The sequence below is a fragment of the Paenibacillus sp. sgz302191 genome (genome assembly GCF_057749925.1).
Genome location: NZ_JBYLHY010000040.1, coordinates 17,475 through 38,593, shown reverse-complemented (window position 1 = coordinate 38,593; position 21,119 = coordinate 17,475). Strand labels below are relative to the sequence as shown.

Sequence of the window (21,119 nt, the reverse complement as noted above, 5' to 3'; positions counted from 1 at the left end):
TTGCGCAGACTGCTGACGTACCACCGGAGCCGCACGGTCGCCGGGAAGGCGCATGGAAATTTGCGAAAGTGAGACTGTCGAACAGCTCGAACGCCAGGGGTCAGCACATCTACTTGGCCCTGCGGGCGAGAGAGCCTGCAAAAGTCAGGCTGAACTGAAACCCGCGCGCCAGAGCCAAGGCTGCACAATCTGCTTGGTTGCGTGAAAAAAACCTACAAAAAGTACAGTTTTTGCCCGATTGAGGAGCTGGCTGCGAAAGATTCCTGCAATTGTGCAGGCTTTTCGGCGCGAACACGAGCTTAGATTCATTTTCATCAAAAATTCCTGCACAACCGCAGGTTTTTTCTCGAAATGAACCCGATTCACGGAAAAAGCCTGCGCTTTCGCAGGCTTTTCCGCTTACTAGTAGCTTCATGAAAAAGATCGCCTTGCACCTGGCCGAACTGGCAAGATGCGGGCGATCTTTGATTTTAGGGTCATGCAGGAGAAACGTAAGCTTATTTGCCTTTGCCGTATACTTCTTGAGCGCCGACTGCAGGCTGTTGAGCGGTCGGATAAGTAGTTGGATAAGTGGTTGGATAATTGGCTGTCTCAGGTTGTGCCGCAACTCCTCCAACTTCAGGAGCTCCTGGGTAAACGCCTTGCGCTCCCCCGTAATAAGCGCCATGATGGACGTGATGGGCGTGGTGAGCATGATGCGGATGCGCGTGCATATGCATGTGCGGATGATAAGCATGCATATGCATGTGTGGATGATAAGCATGCATATGCATATGCGGATGATGAACATGATGAGCGTGATGCGCGTGGGCGTGAATGAAGTGAGGGTGATGATGGGCAAAAGGAACGAAAGCATGATGATGTGCATGGTGATGCATGGGATGATAGTAATATGGGTAATACGCAGGGTAATGGTGTGGATGATGATAATATGCATGGTAATGATGCGGATAGTGATGGTGATGCCCATGATGATGTTGTTGGTAAGTCATTAAAAAATCTCCTCCTAAAACATTTGATACATCAGCCTATGTACTATCCAAACAAATGGATGCTTGCCCAGTTAAATTTTGGGCTAAAAATATCGGAGCCACGTTTTGTAAAGATGTCTTCATAAAATAACCGTACGTCTAATATGATGAAGGAGGAGAAATGACCCCTCTCTTCTTTGTTTGCAAATGAAAACTATATTATTTGCTAATAATCTTTTACACTCGGGGATTTATATCAAGCGGCAGGCATGTAACTTTCTTCTGGGCTCCCGCGTATATTGAAAACACCTAGAAAACGAGGTGATACACATGAGTGGTCGAGTCATTACAAAAGATCAGCGAAACCATACAATCCCGTCGCGCCAAATCAATATCGTGCTGCGAAACAGCGAACCTCAGCCGATAGCGGATGCAGAACCTCATACGATGCCCAAAAGGAGCCCTCAGGAAGGTCCCTTATCCGACATTTTTAAAGAATTGAATCAAATGGTCGGGCTTCAAAACGTGAAAGAGCTCGTTCACGAAATTTATGCGCTGCTGCAAATCTCGCAATTCCGCGCCGAAGCGGGACTCCTCAGCAATGCGCACGTATATCACATGATATTCAAAGGCAGTCCCGGAACGGGGAAAACGACGGTAGCGCGGCTGATGGGCAGAATGTTTCATGCCATGGGGGTGCTGAGCAAGGGGCATTTTACCGAGGTGGAACGGGCCGATCTGGTCGGCGAGTACATCGGGCATACGGCGCTGAAAACCCGCGAATTGATGAAGAAAGCAATGGGCGGCGTGCTGTTTATCGACGAAGCTTACAGTCTGGCAAGGGGCGGGGACAAAGATTTCGGCAAGGAAGCAATCGATTGTCTCGTAAAAGGGATGGAGGATAAGAAGAACGATTTTATTCTTATTCTGGCCGGTTATTCCGACGAGATGGAGCAGTTTCTCGCGACCAATCCGGGTCTGCCTTCGAGGTTCCCCATTCAGGTCGATTTTGAGGATTACAGCGTCGATCAGCTGATACAGATCATTGAATCGATGGCAAAAGACAGGGAGTATGTGCTGCTTCCGCAAACGATTCTCAAGCTAAAGCAGCAGCTTATCGAGGAAAAAACGATGACCTGGAAAGCGTTCAGCAATGCCAGGTATGTGAGGAACGTGCTGGAGAAGGCCATGCGCCATCAGGCGGTCCGTCTCCTGGGCCAGTACGTAAGCACGCCTTCCAAACAGGAGCTGATGTCGATCAGGCCGGAAGATTTGAAAATAAAATGAAATCTATGAACCTCCGCTGCCGCCATGTGCGGTGCCGGAGGTTTATTGTTTGACCGTTCATATTTGCCGCAGCGCCCGCATTAATTTTGTCGAAATCAGTCGATGGATATGGTATAGTATTCCTGTAAATCTATTAATCTACCGATTTTGGAAACGATCAAAACTTGATTCCCGAAAGGGCGGATTCGATGAAATTACTGGCGAAAAGACTTTTGGCAACCGGCGCGGCATTCGCGGTCTTTGCCGGCACTGCGGCCGGGGGCACGGCGGGCGTCGCCGCCGCGGCGACCAGCACCGACGCAGCGGCGGAAAGCGAGCTGCAATCGCAAATTCTCAGCGCATTAACGAACCGTATGCCTTCATTGGACGTGGCGTATGCCGGTAAGGCGTCTGCGTTGAAGGCGGAGGTGACGCGCGCCCTGAACGCTGCGCTGAATGCCGACGATTACGTGCATTATACGGTAAAAACATACGGATTCACAGCCAAGACGACGTCTTCGGGTTTGACGGCCGTCACGTTTCAATTTACATACTGGGAAACTCTGGAGCAAACCGCGCAAGTAAAGACCAAAATCGCCGAGGTGTTGCCAACCATACTGACCACGGACATGAACGCCCATGAGAAGGAAAAGGCGATTCACGACTGGATCGTAAGCAATCTTGCTTATGATACGACGTTAAAATCGCATTCGGCCTACGACGGCCTTTTTCAGGGAACGACGGTGTGCCAGGGATACGCGCTCATCGCCTACGAAATGCTCCGACAAGCGGGCATTCCCGTAAAAATCGAAGAGGGCAGGGCGCGCGGAATCGCTCACGCCTGGAATCTCGTGCAGTTGGACGGCACATGGTATCAACTGGACACGACCTGGGACGACCCCGTTCCCGATGTCCGGGGCAAAGTGAGTTACGATTACTACAATCTCACCGATGCGCAGCTTAGAGTGGATCATTCATGGAACAAATCGTATCCTGCGGCCAAGACGTCCTATGACCAGACTTTGGCGGGACTGACGAAATCCGATCCGGGCAAAGCGTCTTTTTACAACAATATGTACGACTCGCTCGGCCTGTCTTATTTATCCGAAGCGAACACCGCGGCGAATTTGAAGGAGTTGACGGCGAAATTGCAAGCCGCAGCCAATAACCGCGAGCAGGAGATCACGATTCGTTATCTTCACGGCGGCAGCGTAGCGGCGGACTTGAAAAAAGCGCGTGCTTCCGTGACCGGAATCGCCGGCTTAAGCTACACCTCGGCTGCATATACGCGAACGACGGCGAACGACAGACTGCTGCAAATCAAATTGACTTACTAGTCGAAGGAGATAATCCTGCGATCGACCGACCGCCGTCATTCAGCGCAATACTGCGCGCTGGGAGCTGCGGCGGTACGAGCGGCCGCTGGTAGGCTGGAAAAGAACGGTTCAAGCGCAATATGCGTCTTGGGGCGTTCTTCTTTTTTTATTGGTTCGGATAAAAACAAACGAAAACAAAAATAAACAAGCTTTGCGTTTCGAGCTGCCGGAGCAAGTCGCGACATTTTGTCAGGGCAGCAGGAGGGTGGCCCGGGAGCAGTTATTCGTGAAACCGCTTGGCAAAAGCCGCAAGCTGATCAATCTGCTCAATTTGCTCAAACGTGCCAAACGTGCTCAACTGCTCGAACCCGCTCAATCTGCTCACTCAACCGTGCTCAACGTGCTCAACCTATTCAACCTATTCAACCTATTCAACCTATTCAACCTACTCAAACTGCCCAAACTGCCCAAACTGCCCAAACTGCCCAAACTGCCCAAACCGCCCAAACCGCCCAAACTGCTTAACACGCTCAACTATGCCCCAACTTGCTTAAACCCGTTCAAACCTGCAAAAACACTCATGACGCCGTGAACGTCACCCTCACACAATGAAAATAATCTGTCCTATTGCTTCAGGTTCAAGTTTTTACAATATAACAGTTGGATAAAGCGCAGGCTGACCAGAAACCCACACGTTAGATCCGGTCGCACAATCTACCTGGCTGCGCGAAAAAGCCTGCAAAAGTGCAGTTTTTGCTCGATGGATACGCTCGCTGCGTCAAATTCCTGCAAATGTGCAGGCTTTTCGCCGCGAACATGGGCTCTGGTGCATTTTCAGCGAAAATTCCTGCACAATCGCAGGCTTTTCGCCAAAATGAGCTACTTTCACAGAAAAAGCCTGCACTTTTGCAGGCTTTCTCCCAGCCAAGCCGCCGTGTCCACCCCCATTTCAGCGCAACGACCCAGAAGGGAAAGCGAGGCCTACTTCAGCGCCGGAACCCATGCAAGAGAAGCGTGACCCACTTCAGCGCCGCAACCCGTACTGGACTGAATTAGGTTGGGTAAGAGCGGCTGCGCCCCCGCCGATCCCTTCAGCCAGTCACTTTTTCAACATTCTGGCTTTCCCAGGTTTTCTGCACGCTTTTTCGCACTGCGCGCAGCTCCCGGCGCGCGGTTTGGCGTCGAATGACGGTTGGCTAACCACGCGCGGCGATAGGGTGTCTGGCTGCATGCGGGCGGGTTTTTCGGCAGCTTTGCAATTCTTTATTTTTTTATATACAACCAAACAAAGAGATGGTAAGATGAAAACAAGTAAAAACAAACAAATACAAAAATGAACGTAAAGTCGGAGGTAGTTTACATGGTACAAAGTTTGTGGGATAACACGAAAGCTTCTGCGCTTCAAGGAGGTCTTGACGAGCTCGTCTACCGCTCCAACATCATCGGATCGGACCGCCGGGTATGCAACTGGGGCGGAGGCAATACGTCCAGCAAAACGGTTGTCAAAGATTTCCGCGGCCGTGATGTCGAAGTCATGTACGTGAAAGGCAGCGGCTCCGATTTGGCTACGATGAAAGCGGGCAACTTTACCGGCTTGCGCATGGACGACATTCGTCCGCTGTTCGAGAAGTCCGAAATGTCCGACGAAGAAATGGTCGGCTACTTGACTCATTGCATGATCGATTCCAAACATCCCCGCGCTTCGATCGAAACGCTGCTTCACGCATTTTTGCCATTCAAACATGTTGACCATACACATCCGGATTCCATCATCAGCCTGTGCTGTGCCGACAACGGCAAAGAAATCGCCCGCGAAATTTTCGGCGACCGCTTCGTGTGGGTACCGTACGTGCGCCCTGGCTTTACGCTGTCCAAAATGATCGCCGAAGGCGTGCTCGCCAACCCGAAAGCGGAGCTTGTGCTGATGGAGAAGCACGGTCTCATCACGTGGGGCGAAACGTCCGAAGCCACCTATGCACAGACGATCAAAATCATCACCGAAGCGGAATCCTATATCGAATCCCGTATTAATGAAGCGAAGCTGTTCGGCGGAGCGAAATACGAAGCGCTGCCTGAGGAAGTGCGCCGCAGCATCGCGGCCGAAGTGATGCCTGCGATTCGCGGAGCGGTCAGCGACGCCAAGAAAATGATTTTGACATTCGACGATGAGGCCGATGTGCTGCAGTTTGTCGGCGGCCAAGATTCACCGTCGCTTTCCCAGGTCGGCGCCGCTTGCCCGGACCATCTGGTTCATACGAAAGTCGTTCCGCTCTTCATCAACTGGGAGCCGAACGCCGATGATATCGAAGGACTGAAAACGAAGCTCAAAGAAGGCATCGCCGCTTACAAAGAGCAGTACAAAGCCTACTTCGACCGCAACAAAAACGAAGGAGACGTCATGTTCGAAGCGGCTCCACGCGTTATTTTGATCCCGGGAATCGGCATGATCAATACCGGTAAAAGCTGGGCGATGTCCAAAGTGAGCGGCGCTCTGTATCACCGCGCTATCGCCGTAATGCGAGGCGCAACGGCGCTCGGCCAATTCGTATCGCTCAGCGAGAACGAGTCTTACTATGTCGAATACTGGCCGCTTGAGCTGTATAAACTGACGCTTGCGCCTGCAGAGGCCGAATTTTCCCGCAAAGTTGCGTTCATTACTGGCGGCGCTGGCGGCATCGGCAGCGAAACGGCCCGCCGTCTCGTATCCGAAGGCGCTCACGTCGTGCTAGCTGACCTGAACCTGGAAGGCGCGCAAAAAGTTGCCGGCGAGATCAACGACAAATTCGGCGAAAACCGCGCCATCGCCGTAAAAATGGACGTGACGAGCGAAGAGATGGTCGCCGCCGCTTACGCCGAGACTGCGCTTGCCTACGGCGGCGTCGACATCATCGTCAACAATGCCGGACTTGCGACTTCCAGTCCTTTCGACCAAACATCGCTGAAGGAATGGAACCTTAACATTAACGTCCTGGGCACAGGCTATTTCCTGGTCGCCCGCGAAGCGTTCAAGCAGATGAAAGTGCAGGGCATCGGCGGCAACATGGTATTCATCGGCTCCAAAAACTCGGTGTACGCAGGCAAAAACGCCACCGCCTACAGCGCGGCCAAAGCGCTTGAAGCGCACCTGGCGCGCTGCATCGCGGCCGAGGGCGGCGAGTTCGGCATCCGTGTCAACACGATTTTGCCGGATGCAATTCTGCAAGGCTCCGCCATTTGGAACGGCAGCTGGAGAAACGAGCGCGCAGCCGCTTACGGCATCGAGCCCGACCAGCTGGAAGAGTACTACCGCAAGCGCACGACGCTGCTCGTGAACATTTTCCCCAAAGACATCGCGGAAGGCATTGCGTTCTTTGCATCCTCCAAGTCAGACAAAACGACAGGCTGCATGTTGACGATTGACGGCGGTGTGCCGGCTGCATTTACTCGATAAACGGGAGTGAGCGTATGTACAAAGCTAGAGGCGAAAAGTACTGGTTTATTCCGGACGGCTACATTCCGGAGAAAAGCTCGGGAGAGCTTACGAGCCATGAGTCGGTTTGCGTGCTGAACTGCTCGTCGGACGAGGCGCTTCTCCGGTTTACGGTTTATTTTGAAGACCGGGAGCCGATGGAGGACATTCTGGTCGTCGTTCCTGCCAGACGCACGAAACATATTCGCACGAGCACGCTGAATAAAGAGGGGGCGCCGATTCCGGTCGGCGTTCCTTACGCTATAGAAGTTCAAAGCGATATTCCGATCATTGTCCAATACAGCCGTCTGGACTCGACGCAGGCCGAGAATACGCTGATGTCGACCATGGCGTTTCCGGTCAAGTAAACGAACAACATTTTGAGAGGGTGCATATACATGTCAGATCGCGCTTATGCGTTATTCGAAGAGCAGCAGCAAGCAAGAGGAATCAATCTGGACCAAGTAAAAGCTACGTTGAAAGCGCTCAAAATCGAAACGCCGTCCTGGGGCTACGGGGATTCCGGAACTCGTTTTAAAGTGTTTCAAAAAACAGGCGTACCGCGCAATCCGTTCGAAAAATTCGACGACGCCGCGCAGGTGCACGGCTTGACAGGCTTGTGTCCTTCGGTCGCTATCCATATTCCGTGGGACAAAGTCGACGATTACGGCAAGCTGCGCAATCATGCCGAAAGCCTCGGGCTGAAGATCGGCGCCGTCAATCCGAATTTGTTCCAGGACGAGGACTACATGCTGGGCAGCGTGACGAACGCGGACGCCGCGATTCGCCGCAAAGCGACGGACCACCTGCTGGAGTGCGTCGACATTGCCAAAGAGACGGGCTCGCGCGATTTAAGCTTGTGGTTCGCCGACGGTACGAATTACCCGGGACAAGGGGATATCCGCAAGCGCAAAGCGTGGATGCTCGAGGCGCTGAGCGCCATGTATAGCGCCTTGACGCCGGAAATGCGCATGCTGATCGAGTACAAATGTTTTGAGCCGGCTTTTTATCATACGGATCTGGCGGATTGGGGAATGGCCTACAACTATGCGCTGAAATTGGGGCCGCAAGCGGAAGTGCTCGTAGATACCGGCCATCATTTCCAGGGCGCGAACATTGAGCATATCGTCGCATACCTCATCGACGAAAAGCGTCTAGGGGGCTTCCATTTCAACAGCCGGAAATATGCGGACGACGATCTGATCGTCGGTACCACGAATCCATACGAGCTGTTCCTGATTTTTTATCAAATTCTGAATGCGGCGGGCGATGCCGATGCGGGAATTCGCAGCAACGTCGCCAACATCGCTTACATGATCGACCAGTCGCACAACATTGAGGCGAAAATTCCGGCGATGCTGCGCTCCGTGCTCAACGTGCAAACGCAGTACGCCAAAGCGCTGCTGATCGATCATGCAGAGGTGGAAGCTGCGCAAATAAGCGGCGATGTGCTCGGCGCCGAAAATGCCGTGCGCAAAGCGTTCGAGTTCGACGTAACGCCGCTGCTTCACGCTATTCGCGAAGAGCAGGACTTGCCGGTCGATCCGATGAAAGCTTATTTGGAAAGCGGCTACGGCAAACAAATTTTGGTGAGAGGCAAGGGCGGTGCGAGCTGGTGAGCATCCTCGCGTATGATCTGGGGGCGAGCAGCGGCCGGGCGCTGCTCGGCCGCTTGACCGACCGGACCATCGAGGTCGAGGAGCTTCACCGTTTTTCCAACGATCCGGTACAGGTCGGCAAACGTCTGCAGTGGGATATTTTGCGGTTGTATCATGAAATCAAGCAGGGGCTGCTGAAAGCGAAGCACCGCGGCGTATCGCCGGACAGTCTCGCCATCGACTCATGGGCGGTCGATTTCGGCTTCGTCGGCAGCAACGGCGAATTGCTGGGCAACCCGTACCATTACAGGGATTTGCATACGGAAGGAACGATGGAGAAGGTGCTCGAAACGATTCCACGGGAATTTATTTTCGAGCGTACGGGCATTCAATTTCTTCCATTTAATACGATTTATCAACTGGCAGCCCTGAAAGTCGCCGATTCCCCGTTTTTAAAAGAAGCCAGGCGGTTCCTGATGATTCCGGACCTGCTGCGGTATTATTTGACGGGCGAAATGACGAACGAATTTTCCAACGCGACGACGACGCAGCTGTACAACCCCGTCTTGGGGCAATGGGACCGCGAGCTGCTCGCTGCGATCGGAATTCCGGGCGAACTGTTCGGCCAAGTCGTACATCCCGGGGCGCATGCAGGCCGTTTGCTGTCCTCGGTCAGCTCGGAGCTTGGCGTGCCCGAAGTGCCGGTCATCGCGGTTGCGGAGCACGATACCGGCTCGGCGGTAGCGGCCGTGCCCGCCCTGGAGCGCTCGTTCGCTTACTTGAGCTGCGGAACGTGGTCGCTCATGGGCACGGAGGTCGATCGTCCGGTTATCAACGAGCTGTCTATGAAGCTGAACTTTACGAACGAAGGCGGGGTCGGACATACGTTCCGCCTGCTCAAGAACATAATGGGGCTCTGGATTTTGCAGGAGCTGAAGCGGGAATGGGACCGTTCCGGCGTAGAATACACGTTCCCTCAGCTCGTGAAGCTGGCGGAGGAAGCGCCCGCATTCGGTTCCTGGATCGACCCGGACGACGCATCGTTCCTGCATGCCGGAGACATGAGTCCGCGCATCCGGCAGTACTGCCTGCAAACCGGGCAGAAGCCGCCTGAGCAGCCCGGAGAGGTTGTTCGTTGTATTTTGGAAAGTCTGGCGTTAAAATACCGTTATGTGTTGAAAATGACGGAGCAGGTTTCCGGTCAGCAATTCGGCGGGCTGCATATGGTCGGCGGAGGCATTCAGAACAAGCTTCTGTGCCGGTGGTCCGCGAATGCCATCGGCAAACCGGTATGGGCCGGCCCCGCTGAGGGCAGCGCTATCGGCAATCTGGTCGTGCAATGGTTGGCCCAGGGCGTGTTTGCGGACATTTGGGAAGCCCGCAAAGTTATCGCGGAGTCATTCCCGGTCGCCGTCTACGAGCCCGAAGACCGGGGAGCATGGGAGGAGGCCTACGGCCGGTTCCTTCATGCAACAGGACTTAAGGAATAACGATTAGAGAGAGGTTATCGGATGTTGGTCGCGGAGCGCTATGAAAAAATTGTACAGCTGGTCAATGAAAGAGGGAGCATCCGTGTGTCCGAATTAAGCGAATTGTGCCAGGTGACGGAAGAGACGATTCGCCGCGATTTGGACCGTCTGGAGCTTGCCGGCCGCCTGCGGCGGTCGCACGGCGGGGCGGTCAGCGTGAAGGAAGGGAAGGAGCAGCAGTCGGAGACGCCGTTTTTCGAGCGGGAAGTCACCTTTGCCGAAGAGAAGAAAAGAATTGCGCAGAAAGCTGTTCTGTCCATTCAGCCGCATGACCGGATCATTCTCGATGCCAGCTCGACTGCATGGTACATGGCGTCTTTCCTTCCCGACATTCCGCTTACCGTTCTTACCAATTCCATCAAAGTGGCGACGGAACTGGCCGGAAAAGAAAAGATCGAAGTGATTTCGTCCGGCGGACAGCTTGCCAAGCGGTCGCTATCGTATGTCGGCCCGCTGGCCGAGCGTTCTCTGGACGCGTATCACGTCGACAAACTGTTTTTGTCCTGCAAAGGTGTCCATTTGGAGCGCGGCATCAGCGAATCGAACGAGATGCAGGCGCGTGTGAAGCAAAAGATGATCGAGATCGCCGAGCGGGTCATTTTGCTGGCCGATGCAAGCAAATTCGGCGTGCGGGCTTTTACGCACGTGGCCGAATTCCAGGATGTCGACTCGCTGATTACGGACGGACGCATTTCGGACGAAACGATAGGCCAACTAAAAGATCGAGGCATGCAGTATCATATCGTATAATTACAGCAGCGGAGCCTGATTCGAATATTCAGGTTCTGCTGTTTGTCCAACATGTCTGATAACCTGATAACATACTTTACTTCGTAAAAGAGGTGTCCCATGAAAGTCTCTTTGTTTATTACTTGTTTGAGCGATGCCCTGTTTCCGCGGGTCGGGCAATCGATGGTCCGGCTTTTGGCCAAATACGGCGTAGAGCTTGAATTTCCTGCTGTACAGACGTGCTGCGGCCAGCCTGCCTACAACAGCGGCTACTGGGACGATGCGCGGGCGTCTGCGAAAACGCTTTTGGAAGCGTTTGAAGACAGCGATTTTGTCATCTCTCCCTCCGGTTCGTGCACGTACATGATTCATCATTACCCGGATTTGTTCAAAGACGATCCCGTTCTTCGGCAAAAAGCCGAGAAACTGCAAGCAAAAACGTACGAGTTTACGCAATTCCTCGTGCAGGTGCTCGGCGTATCGGATGTCGGCGCGGTGTTTCCGCACAAGGTGACGTATCATCCGTCCTGTCACGGAAGCAGGCTGCTCGGCGTCAAGGATGAGCCGATGGAACTTTTGCAAAACGTCAAGAACCTGGAGTTCGTGCCGCTGCCTTTTGCCGAGGACTGCTGCGGGTTCGGGGGTACTTTTGCGGTGAAAATGGCGGACATTTCCGGAGCGATGGTTACGGAGAAAGTCGATCATGTCAAGGAAACGGAAGCCGAAGTGCTGGTCGGCCTCGACATGGCCTGCCTGATGAACATTGCCGGCAATTTGCGCTACCGGGGCGAGAAGGTCAAAGTGATGCATTTGGCCGAACTGCTGTATGAAGGGGTGAACCAGGCATGAGCGCGAAGCATATGGCGGCATCCACGGTCAAGGAGCGGGCTGAGCTGGCTTTAAACGACGAGTTTTTGCGCAAGGCGGTGCGCTTTACGACCGAGCGTTTGCGCGGAGGGAAGAAGAAAGCTTCCGAAGAGCACGGAAACTGGGACGAATGGCGCGAGCGCGGACGGCAAATCCGGCTGCATACGATCGCCCATCTGGACTATTATTTGAATCTGTTTGTCGATAACGCGCGCGCGAACGGCGTTCATGTCCATTTTGCCGATACCGGCGCAGAAGCGGTGAAAATCGCGCTGGCCATTGCGGAGCGGAAGGCGGCGAAGTCCGTTGTCAAGTCCAAATCGATGGTCAGCGAGGAGCTGCACCTGAATCATGCGCTGGAATCGATCGGCGTGGAAGCCGTCGAGACGGACCTTGGCGAGTACATTATCCAATTGGCCGGCGAAACGCCGTCGCACATCATTATCCCGGCGATTCACAAAAACCGTTACCAGATCGCCGATTTGCTGTCCAAGGAAGCCGGCGAAACGCTGCCCCCGGACACGTCGGTGCTCGCCGGCTTCGTCCGCAAAAAGCTGCGCGAAAAATTTCTCGAAGCCGACATCGGCATGACCGGCTGCAACTTCGCCATCGCCGAAACCGGTTCGATGGTGCTGTTTGAGAACGAAGGGAACGCGCGGATGGTGACGACCGTTCCCCAAACGCAAATTACGCTCATGGGCATGGAGCGCATTATCCCTTCCTGGTCGGACCTGGAAGTCATGGCTACGCTGCTGCCGCGTTCGGCGACAGGCCAGAAGCTGACGGTGTACATGTCCGGCATTACCGGCCCGCGCCGGGAGGCGGATGCCGACGGTCCCGACGAGATGCATATCATCATCGTCGACAACGGCCGTTCGCTCCAGCTCGGAGATCCGGAATTCCAGGAGCTGCTTAACTGCATCCGCTGCGGAGCTTGCCTGAACGCCTGCCCGGTTTACCGGCATATCGGCGGCCATTCTTACGGTGGGACGTACAGCGGCCCGATCGGCGCGGTGCTGACGCCGGCGCTGAACAAAAATGTCGCCGAATGGGACGACATCGCGAATGCGTCCAGCCTGTGCGGCGCGTGCTACGAGGCATGTCCGGTGAAAATTCCGCTGCACGACATGCTTGTCGCTTTGCGCCGCCGCAAAGTGGAAAGGGGCTACGGCAACAAGCTGGAATCGTTCGGGATGAAAGGTTTTTCGACTTTGACCGGCAGCTCCAAAACGTTTGCGGGAGTGCTCAAGCTCGGCAAAATCGGCCAAAAGCTCGTGGCCCGCGACGGGGTTATCCGGCTGAAGCTGGGACCTTTGAAAGGCTGGAACAGCTACCGCGTCACCCCGAGTCTGCCCAAGGAGTCGTTCCGCGACCAATGGGGAGCTTTTGCCGAAGAAATTCACCGCGAGTTGAAGGAAATGGATCCTTCGATCAAGAAACGTATGGAAGATATTGTGAAGAAGCGCGAACAAGGAGGAGGGCATCATCATGGCTGATACGCATCAGGAATGGCTTAAGCAGATGGAGGCGGAATCGCGCTCCCGGCAGCAGGTTTTTATGAACGGGATCGCGAGCAAGCTGAAGCGGCCGCGGGTGACGGAGAAGCCCGCCCGTCCTTTCCGGGGAGCCCCGGACTTCTGGCACGATTTCGAATGGTCACCGGAAGAGCGGATCGACCGCTTTACGGACAATTTCCGCAGTGCGGGCGGACATGTGGCGCGTCTGAGCGATTGGGAGGAAGTCAAGCGATTCATCGTACAAAAAGCGGACGAAATGAGCGCCAGGTACGTCATTCGCCAAAACCAGCCGGAGCTGGACAGCCTCGGTCTGGAAGAGGCTTTGCAGGACGCCGCGGTTTCGGTCTGGAACAGCGATCCCGAGCAGCATTGGAAAGCACGCGCGGCCGAGGCCGATTTCGGCGTCGTCATCGCGGACTATGCCGCGGCCTACACCGGCTCGATCACCGTCCTGTCCTCGCAGGACAAGGGGCGGTCGGTCAGCCTGCTGCCGACGGTGCTGTTCGCGGTCATTCCGGCGGATCGGCTGCGCACAAGGCTCGGAGAAGTGCTTGTGAACTTCGACCGCGCCGGAAGAGAGCAGCTGCCTGCGGGCATTCATTTTATTTCGGGACCGAGCCGGTCGGCGGACATCGAGAACGACCTGACCATCGGCGTCCACGGTCCGGGCATCGTTTACGCGCTGATCGTAGGGTAGAAAGGCCATACTATGGAAGTAACCAAACTGACAAAACGCAACCATTACGAAGCGATCACCGAGCAGCTGCACAATTTGATCGTTCAGGGCCGGCTCAAAGTGGGGGATAAACTGCCTTCCACCAAGGAGCTGTCGGAACGTTTCGGCGTAGGGCGGTCGACGACCAGGGAGGCGCTGAGCGCTTTGAAGGCGATGGGATTGATTGAAATCCGCCAGGGCGGAGGCTGCACCGTCATCAGCAGTACGGCCGGAGAAATCCCGATGCCCAAGCTGGAATCGCTGCGCATGAACCGGACGACGCTGCTTGAACTCATTGAAGCGCGCCAGGCGCTTGAAGTTTCGAATGCGGCGATCGCGGCGGAGAAGCGGACGGATGAGGATCTTGCAGAGCTGTACGGTTTGGTGAAGGAGATGGAAGGGGCGATCGGCGACGAGCTGGAGGGAGAGCGGACGGACTTGCTGTTCCATCTCGCTCTCGTCAAGGCCACGCACAATTCAACGATGGTCCGGTTGTTCGATTCCATTATGAGCCCGATGGAAATGGCGATCAGAGAGACGCGCCGTGTCGAGATGTACGCGAATTCTTCTGTGGGACAGCGATTGTTTCAAGAGCATTTGGCCATTTATGAGGCCGTGAAAGCCGGAGACAAGAATAAGGCCGCACATACGATGAGACAGCATTTGGAGCATGTCGAGAGTATTTTGGTCAAATATTTGCAAAACTGATTCCATAGACCGCAAAGGGGGTTAACAATGGAAAGGGAACTATCGCTCGAAATTGTACGCGTTACGGAATTGGCGGCTCTGGCATCTGCGCCCTGGCTGGGCAGGGGAGACAAAAACAGTGCGGACGGTGCAGCGACCTCGGCGATGCGAGCCATGTTCGATTCCGTGTCCATCAGAGGAACGGTCGTCATCGGCGAAGGTGAGATGGACGAAGCTCCGATGCTGTACATCGGTGAAGAAGTGGGCAGCATGAACGGTCCCGAAGTCGACGTTGCGGTAGATCCGCTGGAAGGCACGGAGATCGTCGCCAAAGGGCTGAACAATGCAATGTCGGTCGTGGCTGTAGCGGGAAAAGGAAATTTGCTTCATGCGCCTGACATGTACATGGAAAAGCTGGCCGTGGGGCCGGCATTGGTCGGCAAGCTGAGCATTAGCGATCCTATGGAAGTGACTTTGCAAAAGGCCGCCGCCGCTCTGAACAAAAAAGTGTCCGACCTGACGGTCATGATTTTGGACCGGGCCCGGCACGAATCGATCGTCAAAAGCTTGCGGAAAGTCGGCGTGCGGATCAAATTTTTGTCCGACGGCGATGTGGCCGGAGCAATGGCCCCGGCGTTCCCCGAGGCGGGGATCGACCTTTACGTCGGCTCGGGCGGGGCGCCCGAAGGCGTTCTTGCCGCGGCCGCGCTCAAATGCCTGGGCGGCGAGCTGGTAGGCCGGTTGATGCCTGCCGACGCCAACGAATACAACCGCTGTATCCAGATGGGCATCAGCGATCCTTACAAAATTTTGACCATGGAAGATATGGTGGGCTCGGACGATGTCATTTTCGCCGCTACCGGCGTGACGCCGGGCGAGTTTTTGGGCGGTGTGCGGTATTTCCCCGACGAACGGGCCGAAACCCACTCCATCGTCATGAGAGCGAAAACGAAAACGATCCGCTACATCCGCTCGATGCACTATTTGCCGAACAAACCGTTTTTGAAAAGCTGAAGCTATATCGCTTGTGGAGAGCTTGCTGCCTACGCAGGGCGGGGGCGCTTGATCGAAGAACATTTCCCTCTTGCACAGATAACCTGCAAAAGTCAGGCAGCCCAGAAGCCCGCAGGCTAAGGCCGGTCGCATCGGCTGTCCAGAAATCTACAGGCTAAAGCCGGCCGGGTCAGACAGCCAAAAATCTACAGCCTAAAGCCAGCCGGGTCAGGCAGCCCAGAAACCCACTGGCTAAAGCTTATCGCATCAGGACGCACAGGGGCTCACAGGCCATTGCCAGACGCACATTTACTTGGTGGCGAGGGAAAAACCTGCAAAAGTACAGTTTTTTCCCGGTTGATACGCTGGCCAAGGAAAATTCCTGCAATTGTGCAGGCTTTTCTCCGCGGACATGGGCGATAGTTCATTTTCATCAAAAATTCCTGCACAATCGCAGCTTTTCGCCAAAATGAACCATTTCTATAGAAAAAGCCTGCACTTTCGCAGGTTTTTGCCTGTCAAGCAGCCCTATACCCCAACTTCAGCGGCGCAACTCTGCAGGAGAGGCGTGGGTTGGGGAAGATGCGCTTAAAAAGGGACGAGTTTCTCCAATGTACGTTTTTCTCAACAGCCCCAAAAGTGCAGCTTTTTGCTCGTTGAGACGCCTGCAGCGAAACATTCTTGCTAATGAGATTGTGCAGCAATTGCTCAAACCCATTTTTACCCGGAATTCCTGCATAATTCAGACTTTTGAGTAAGTCCAATGGATTTCCCTTCAGATTTTTATGCGAGGGCAATAACCTCAGAGGTCATTTAGATCATCCTTTTGGTGCCTTGTTTGATTCTTGTGATTTCTCAACAGCCTTTCCTTTCGCAATTTTCGCGCCCCCCTTCCTTGCCGCTTCAAACGCTCGAATGATGTTCGTGGCGCTCGGCTAGCCTGCCAATGGTTGCGGAAGAAGGTGTTCCGGAAAATCATCTTGCGAAAGTTGGCGACATTGAACCTAATAGGTCGGGCACTGGGATCGATTTTACCCGCTGCCCGGCCTTTTTTACCACAAAAAATGAGTTCTTTACAGCGTTAAAGCGCGTAGAGCAGCATTCTTATTGGCGAATAAACCTACCTCTAAGCGCGGTCGCTTATCCTCGAAAGACCTCGATAGAGGTTCATCTCATTTTACACATATTATGCATTGACAACGTGAACGAAAGGAGTAGAATATATGAAGTGTGATAATGATTATGATTATCAATGATAATAATTCTCAATAGGAATGGTGACTATGCGAAAAAGAATCATCGCAGTTTCTTTGATCCTTCTCTTTGTATTGTCGTTTCCGGCGACTTTGTTTGCCAAGGCGGAAGATGATCTGAAGAAAGCTGATGAAGGCATACAAAGCGCGATTCAGGCGGCAGCCGGCGGTAAGGTGGACGAGGCGGCACGCGAATTTGACAAGTTCCAGACGAACTGGCTGAGCTACGAGGACGGGATTAAAGAGCGCTCGAGAGCGGCTTATCAGAAAATCGAAGCGGCCATGGGCGAGGTGTCTTTTGAAACGGTCAAGGACCCGATTGACAAAGATAAGCTGAAAGCGAGCCTGGAGCAGCTGCACAGCCTGAACAAGGCCTTCATAGAAGGGCGGCTCGACGCGTTCGGCGAAGTGGCTGTCAGCGGGGAGAAAGTGACGATAAGCTCGCTGGTGGCGCTTTTGGAGAGTGCTTCGGATCAGCTCAAGAAAAATGATCTGAACGGAGCCAAGGCCAGCATCGAAAAGCTGCGCAGCTCGTGGCTGGACATCGAGGGCATCGTGCTGACGCAGTCGAGCGAAGTGTACCAGTCGATGGAGCGGGACATGGTTACGGCATACGCCCAATTGTCGGCTAACCCGGCCAAAACGGCCGACGCTTCGGCAACGATTGACCGCATGCATACGGCACTGGCGCCGCTGGCATCCAAAACAAGCTATACGATGCTCGACGCTACGACGATTTTATTAAGAGAAGGTTTGGAAGCTTTGCTTGTTGTTATTGCACTGCTCGGCTTTTTGAACAAGTCGGGACATGGCGACAAAAAGAAATGGATCTGGCTCGGCGTCGGGTCCGGTCTGTTTGTCAGCATGGTGCTCGGCATTATCGTGCAGCAGTTGTTCTCCTCCAGCGCGTTCGGCAACAATAACTTCCTGATCGCCGGCTGCACAGGCGTGTTCGCCGCAGTTATGCTGCTCTATATGAGCTATTGGCTGCACAGCAAATCCAGCGTATCCAATTGGCAGAAGTATATCCGCGACCAGAGCGTCAAAGCTTTGGCTACGGGAAGCCTCGTGTCGCTTAGCGTGCTTGCGTTTTTGGCCGTTTTCCGCGAAGGAACGGAGACCGTTCTGTTCATGATCGGCATGGCTTCGTCCATTTCGCTGGGCTCGCTGCTCGGCGGAATCGCAATCGGCGTCGTGCTTTTAATCATCGTCGCGTACCTGATCTTGAAAATCGGTCTGCGCATTCCGATGCGTCCGTTTTTCCTCGTTTCCAGCGTATTTGTGTTCTATCTATGCTTCAAATTCACGGGCATGGGCATCCACGGCCTGCAGCTCGCAGGCGTACTGCCGGCAACGACGGAAGCGTGGCTTCCATCCTGGGACGCGGTGGCGCTGTATCCGACCCTGGAAAGCGCGCTGCCGCAGCTGGCGCTGCTTCTTGGCGCCGCAATAGCCGCCGGAAGAGATATGAGCAAGAGCTTCAAGCTGCGCAATCAAACCGCATAGCAAAGCCGCTCGACCGATAATTATATACTTTTATTCCATTATAAAGGGGAACCCATCGCATGAAAAAACATATGAAAGTTATCGTACTTGCAACTGCAGCAGCAATGACTCTGGCCGCCTGCGGCAAAACCGCGGCTCCTGCTCCGTCGGCTTCTCCGGCGGCATCCCTCGAAGCGAGCCCGACACCCAATGTCGCGAAAGTGCCGGCCAAAGACGGCTCTGCCGTTTTGCTTAAAACGATAGAAGGGCTGAAACAGCAGCTCGATCAAAAGAAAGTCGACGATGCGAAAAAAATGTCGGACACGCTTGAAGAGCAGTGGGCAAGCTTCGAGGACGAAGTGAAGCCGAAGTATCCCGAGCTGTACGTCAAAGTGGAAAAATACTTAACTCCCGTTGAAGCGGGTCTCAAGCAGAGCAGCCTCGATTTTGCCGCGCTTGGCAAGCTGAACGACGAACTGGTGAATGTGGTCAAAGAACTCAGCACTTCTTTTGCGGAAAATAAAGGGGCTGTGAACAACGCAGCCATTTCCGGCTCCAAGGAGCTGCAGGAAGCGACGAAAGCGTACAACCAGTACGTGCAGGACCAAGGGAAGCAGTTGGTCTCGCTGCTCGATAAGTTGAATGAAGCCGTGAAGAGCGGGGATTTGCAAAAAGCGCAGGAAGCTTACGTGCAATCGCGTCTGCCGTATGAGCGCATCGAGCCTGTTATTGAAAAATTCAAGGAACTGGACGGCGTGATGGACGCCCGCGTGGACGATTTTAAAAGCGAGGAAGATCCCGATTTCACCGGATTCCACCGCATCGAGAACATTCTGTTTGTGAAAAAGACAGCGAAAGACGCGGAACCGTTCGCGGCGCGGCTGCTTGAAGACGGCAAAAAAATGCAGCAAAGCATCGCTGCCACGAACATTGAAGCGACCGATTTCGTAACCGGCGTGGGCGAATTGATGGAGGAAGCGCAATCGTCCAAAATTACCGGCGAGGAAGAGCGCTGGAGCGGAGCTACGGTCCCTGTCATTCGGGCCAATGTGGAAGGCGCCCAGGAGATTTACACGCTTGTGAAGGACGAGTTGAAGAAAAAAGACGCGGCCCTTGACGAAAAAATCAGCAAAAGCCTCACGGCCGTTATCGATCAAATGAACGTTTTGTCGCCTGCGGGAACGACCTGGAACGATTTCGGCAAGCTGGACAAATCCAAGCAAGTCGATTTGAAAAACAAGCTGGAAGCTCTGGCGGAGCCGCTGGTAAAAATGCCTGGTACACTTGGACAGTAATGTTCGTTATGCCGGAGATACAGTTCATACTTGCGAAGGGATGGGGAAGCTTTGAAGGATAAAATAAACCGCCGGGCATTTCTCGGCATGACCGCTGCGGGCGCGGCAGGGCTTGTGCTGGGCGACTTCATCGGCAAAACGCAGGCGCAGCACGGCGTTCCTGCTTCCCAGGGCGCGAAACCGGAAGGCGGGGGCGCAGCGGAAGAACGAATATCGTTTTACGGAGCCCATCAGTCAGGCATTTTGACGCCCCAGCAAAATTGTGCCAACGTCGCCGCATTTGACGTGACTACGACCGATGTTAAAGAATTGAAAGAGCTGTTCCGCAAATGGACGGAAATGGCCGCTCTGCTGATGGACGGCAAACCGCTGGCCCCGGAGCCGCAGGATGGCAAATTTCCGCCTACCGATACGGGCGAGCAGTTCGGCGTGGCGGACAGCAAGCTGACGATTACGTTCGCAGTCGGCCCCTCCTTGTTCGAGCAGAACGGGACCGACCGCTTCGGGCTGCGTTCCCGCAAACCGGCAGGGCTGACAGAGATGCCGAAGTTCCACAAGGATTCCTTGCAGGAGCAGCTGACGCACGGTGATATCGTCATCCAGGCTTGCGCCGACGATCCGACGATCTGCTTCCATGCGATCCGGAACTTGACCAAGGCGGCCCGTGGCGTCGCTCACCTGCGCTGGCAGCAAACCGGCCAGCTCAGCGTCAAGGCGGAGGGCACGAAGCGGAACCTGTTCGGCTTTAAGGACGGGACGAACAACCCGGCTTTGAACGACGACAAGTTTATGAACAATAACGTGTGGATCGACGCAGCCGACGGCGCGCCTTGGCTGGCCGGAGGAAGCTACATGGTCGTGCGCCGCATCAACATGCGCATCGAGACGTGGGATCAGCAGCCGTTTACGAATCAGGAAAATATTATCGGACGCAAAAAAGTGTCGGGAGCCCCGCTTGACGCCCAGACCGAATTCGAGCAGCCGAATTTTGCGGGCGATGCGAAAGGCGATAAGACGCCTCTCGATTCCCATATCCGGCTATCCAATCCGCGCACGGGCGAAAATTCGGAGCGCGAGCGCATTTTACGCCGCGGATACAATTTTATGGAAAATCTGGATCAAGTCGGGCGGATGAACGCCGGCCTCTTGTTCGTCTGTTTTAACCGCAACCTGCAAACTCAGTTCGAATCCATACAAAAAAGGCTGACCAATCCGAAAATGCCCGATCAAATGCTCGCTTATACGGAAACGACGGGCGGGGGGTATTTTGCCGTGCTGCCGGGCGTTCCGGCGCAAGGGTCTTATTTGGGACAGAGCCTCTTTGAATAAGAAGCATAACGCCGCTTCGCGAGTCGAGGACGGCAGCGCAGACCGCAGAGACGACCCTTTGCGGTCTTTTGCTTTTGCCCGCGGCATGCAAATTGACTTTCCCGCCATTTTCATCCACAAT

Annotated in this window: 18 protein-coding genes; 17 read left to right on the top strand and 1 reads right to left on the bottom strand. The window is 54.3% G+C overall.

Annotated elements, in window-relative coordinates:
* Positions 1–109: 109 nt before the first annotated feature.
* Positions 110–970, bottom strand: coding sequence for a hypothetical protein (locus tag AC3G2T_RS34425; protein ID WP_488438273.1), 861 nt, complete (start codon positions 968–970; stop codon positions 110–112).
* 331 nt (positions 971–1,301) lie between these two features.
* Between AC3G2T_RS34425 and AC3G2T_RS34420 the strand changes: the two genes are divergently transcribed.
* The 17 genes from AC3G2T_RS34420 to efeB all read left to right on the top strand — a co-directional run bounded on the left by AC3G2T_RS34420 (position 1,302) and on the right by efeB (position 20,998).
* Positions 1,302–2,258, top strand: a complete 957-nt coding sequence (locus tag AC3G2T_RS34420; RefSeq protein WP_474681766.1) for an AAA family ATPase — start codon at positions 1,302–1,304, stop codon at positions 2,256–2,258.
* Between the two features lie 188 nt (positions 2,259–2,446).
* The gene (locus AC3G2T_RS34415; protein WP_488438272.1) at positions 2,447–3,574 is read left to right on the top strand and encodes a transglutaminase domain-containing protein; all 1,128 of its coding nucleotides are present in this window, start codon (positions 2,447–2,449) and stop codon (positions 3,572–3,574) included.
* A gap of 265 nt (positions 3,575–3,839) precedes the next feature.
* On the top strand, positions 3,840–4,145 hold the full coding sequence (locus AC3G2T_RS34410) for a hypothetical protein (RefSeq protein ID WP_488438271.1): 306 nt from the start codon (positions 3,840–3,842) through the stop codon (positions 4,143–4,145).
* 409 nt (positions 4,146–4,554) lie between these two features.
* The gene (locus tag AC3G2T_RS34405; RefSeq protein ID WP_474681763.1) at positions 4,555–4,890 is read left to right on the top strand and encodes a hypothetical protein; all 336 of its coding nucleotides are present in this window, start codon (positions 4,555–4,557) and stop codon (positions 4,888–4,890) included.
* A 23-nt stretch (positions 4,891–4,913) separates the two neighbouring features.
* Positions 4,914–6,983 carry a bifunctional aldolase/short-chain dehydrogenase gene (locus tag AC3G2T_RS34400; protein ID WP_488438270.1) on the top strand — a complete coding sequence of 690 codons (2,070 nt, stop codon included), beginning with the start codon at positions 4,914–4,916 and terminating at the stop codon, positions 6,981–6,983.
* Positions 6,984–6,997: 14 nt separating this feature from the next.
* Entirely contained in the window at positions 6,998–7,369 is a 372-nt protein-coding gene (locus AC3G2T_RS34395; protein ID WP_474681761.1) for a sensory rhodopsin transducer, read from the top strand.
* A gap of 30 nt (positions 7,370–7,399) precedes the next feature.
* On the top strand, positions 7,400–8,620 hold the full coding sequence (gene rhaI / locus AC3G2T_RS34390; RefSeq protein ID WP_488438269.1) for an L-rhamnose isomerase: 1,221 nt from the start codon (positions 7,400–7,402) through the stop codon (positions 8,618–8,620).
* Positions 8,617–10,089: a rhamnulokinase gene (locus AC3G2T_RS34385; RefSeq protein ID WP_474681759.1), complete on the top strand. Its 1,473-nt coding sequence runs from the start codon at positions 8,617–8,619 to the stop codon at positions 10,087–10,089. The genes rhaI and AC3G2T_RS34385 overlap by 4 nt, the downstream gene beginning before the upstream one ends.
* A gap of 21 nt (positions 10,090–10,110) precedes the next feature.
* On the top strand, positions 10,111–10,878 hold the full coding sequence (locus tag AC3G2T_RS34380; RefSeq protein ID WP_474681758.1) for a DeoR/GlpR family DNA-binding transcription regulator: 768 nt from the start codon (positions 10,111–10,113) through the stop codon (positions 10,876–10,878).
* Between the two features lie 99 nt (positions 10,879–10,977).
* Entirely contained in the window at positions 10,978–11,706 is a 729-nt protein-coding gene (locus AC3G2T_RS34375) for a (Fe-S)-binding protein (RefSeq protein WP_474681757.1), read from the top strand.
* The gene (locus tag AC3G2T_RS34370) at positions 11,703–13,220 is read left to right on the top strand and encodes a LutB/LldF family L-lactate oxidation iron-sulfur protein (RefSeq protein WP_488438268.1); all 1,518 of its coding nucleotides are present in this window, start codon (positions 11,703–11,705) and stop codon (positions 13,218–13,220) included. The genes AC3G2T_RS34375 and AC3G2T_RS34370 overlap by 4 nt, the downstream gene beginning before the upstream one ends.
* The gene (locus tag AC3G2T_RS34365) at positions 13,213–13,938 is read left to right on the top strand and encodes a LutC/YkgG family protein (RefSeq protein WP_488438267.1); all 726 of its coding nucleotides are present in this window, start codon (positions 13,213–13,215) and stop codon (positions 13,936–13,938) included. Before AC3G2T_RS34370 ends, AC3G2T_RS34365 begins: the two co-directional genes overlap by 8 nt.
* Positions 13,939–13,950: 12 nt before the next feature.
* On the top strand, positions 13,951–14,664 hold the full coding sequence (locus tag AC3G2T_RS34360) for a FadR/GntR family transcriptional regulator (RefSeq protein ID WP_488438266.1): 714 nt from the start codon (positions 13,951–13,953) through the stop codon (positions 14,662–14,664).
* Positions 14,665–14,691: 27 nt separating this feature from the next.
* Positions 14,692–15,657, top strand: a complete 966-nt coding sequence (glpX, locus tag AC3G2T_RS34355; RefSeq protein ID WP_488438265.1) for a class II fructose-bisphosphatase — start codon at positions 14,692–14,694, stop codon at positions 15,655–15,657.
* Positions 15,658–16,919: 1,262 nt separating this feature from the next.
* Positions 16,920–18,395 carry an FTR1 family protein gene (locus tag AC3G2T_RS34350; RefSeq protein WP_488438264.1) on the top strand — a complete coding sequence of 492 codons (1,476 nt, stop codon included), beginning with the start codon at positions 16,920–16,922 and terminating at the stop codon, positions 18,393–18,395.
* A gap of 59 nt (positions 18,396–18,454) precedes the next feature.
* Positions 18,455–19,669, top strand: a complete 1,215-nt coding sequence (locus tag AC3G2T_RS34345) for an imelysin family protein (RefSeq protein ID WP_488438263.1) — start codon at positions 18,455–18,457, stop codon at positions 19,667–19,669.
* A 51-nt stretch (positions 19,670–19,720) separates the two neighbouring features.
* On the top strand, positions 19,721–20,998 hold the full coding sequence (gene efeB, locus AC3G2T_RS34340; protein WP_488438262.1) for an iron uptake transporter deferrochelatase/peroxidase subunit: 1,278 nt from the start codon (positions 19,721–19,723) through the stop codon (positions 20,996–20,998).
* The last annotated feature ends 121 nt before the right edge of the window (positions 20,999–21,119 follow it).

Coding starts and splice junctions, on each gene's coding strand:
- AC3G2T_RS34425 (WP_488438273.1), bottom strand. CDS start 970: ATGGGCATCACCATCACTATCCGCATCATTACCATGCATATTATCATC.
- AC3G2T_RS34420 (WP_474681766.1), top strand. CDS start 1,302: ATGAGTGGTCGAGTCATTACAAAAGATCAGCGAAACCATACAATCCCG.
- AC3G2T_RS34415 (WP_488438272.1), top strand. CDS start 2,447: ATGAAATTACTGGCGAAAAGACTTTTGGCAACCGGCGCGGCATTCGCG.
- AC3G2T_RS34405 (WP_474681763.1), top strand. CDS start 4,555: ATGCAAGAGAAGCGTGACCCACTTCAGCGCCGCAACCCGTACTGGACT.
- AC3G2T_RS34400 (WP_488438270.1), top strand. CDS start 4,914: ATGGTACAAAGTTTGTGGGATAACACGAAAGCTTCTGCGCTTCAAGGA.
- AC3G2T_RS34395 (WP_474681761.1), top strand. CDS start 6,998: ATGTACAAAGCTAGAGGCGAAAAGTACTGGTTTATTCCGGACGGCTAC.
- rhaI (WP_488438269.1), top strand. CDS start 7,400: ATGTCAGATCGCGCTTATGCGTTATTCGAAGAGCAGCAGCAAGCAAGA.
- AC3G2T_RS34380 (WP_474681758.1), top strand. CDS start 10,111: ATGTTGGTCGCGGAGCGCTATGAAAAAATTGTACAGCTGGTCAATGAA.
- AC3G2T_RS34375 (WP_474681757.1), top strand. CDS start 10,978: ATGAAAGTCTCTTTGTTTATTACTTGTTTGAGCGATGCCCTGTTTCCG.
- AC3G2T_RS34370 (WP_488438268.1), top strand. CDS start 11,703: ATGAGCGCGAAGCATATGGCGGCATCCACGGTCAAGGAGCGGGCTGAG.
- AC3G2T_RS34365 (WP_488438267.1), top strand. CDS start 13,213: ATGGCTGATACGCATCAGGAATGGCTTAAGCAGATGGAGGCGGAATCG.
- AC3G2T_RS34360 (WP_488438266.1), top strand. CDS start 13,951: ATGGAAGTAACCAAACTGACAAAACGCAACCATTACGAAGCGATCACC.
- glpX (WP_488438265.1), top strand. CDS start 14,692: ATGGAAAGGGAACTATCGCTCGAAATTGTACGCGTTACGGAATTGGCG.
- AC3G2T_RS34350 (WP_488438264.1), top strand. CDS start 16,920: ATGCGAAAAAGAATCATCGCAGTTTCTTTGATCCTTCTCTTTGTATTG.
- AC3G2T_RS34345 (WP_488438263.1), top strand. CDS start 18,455: ATGAAAAAACATATGAAAGTTATCGTACTTGCAACTGCAGCAGCAATG.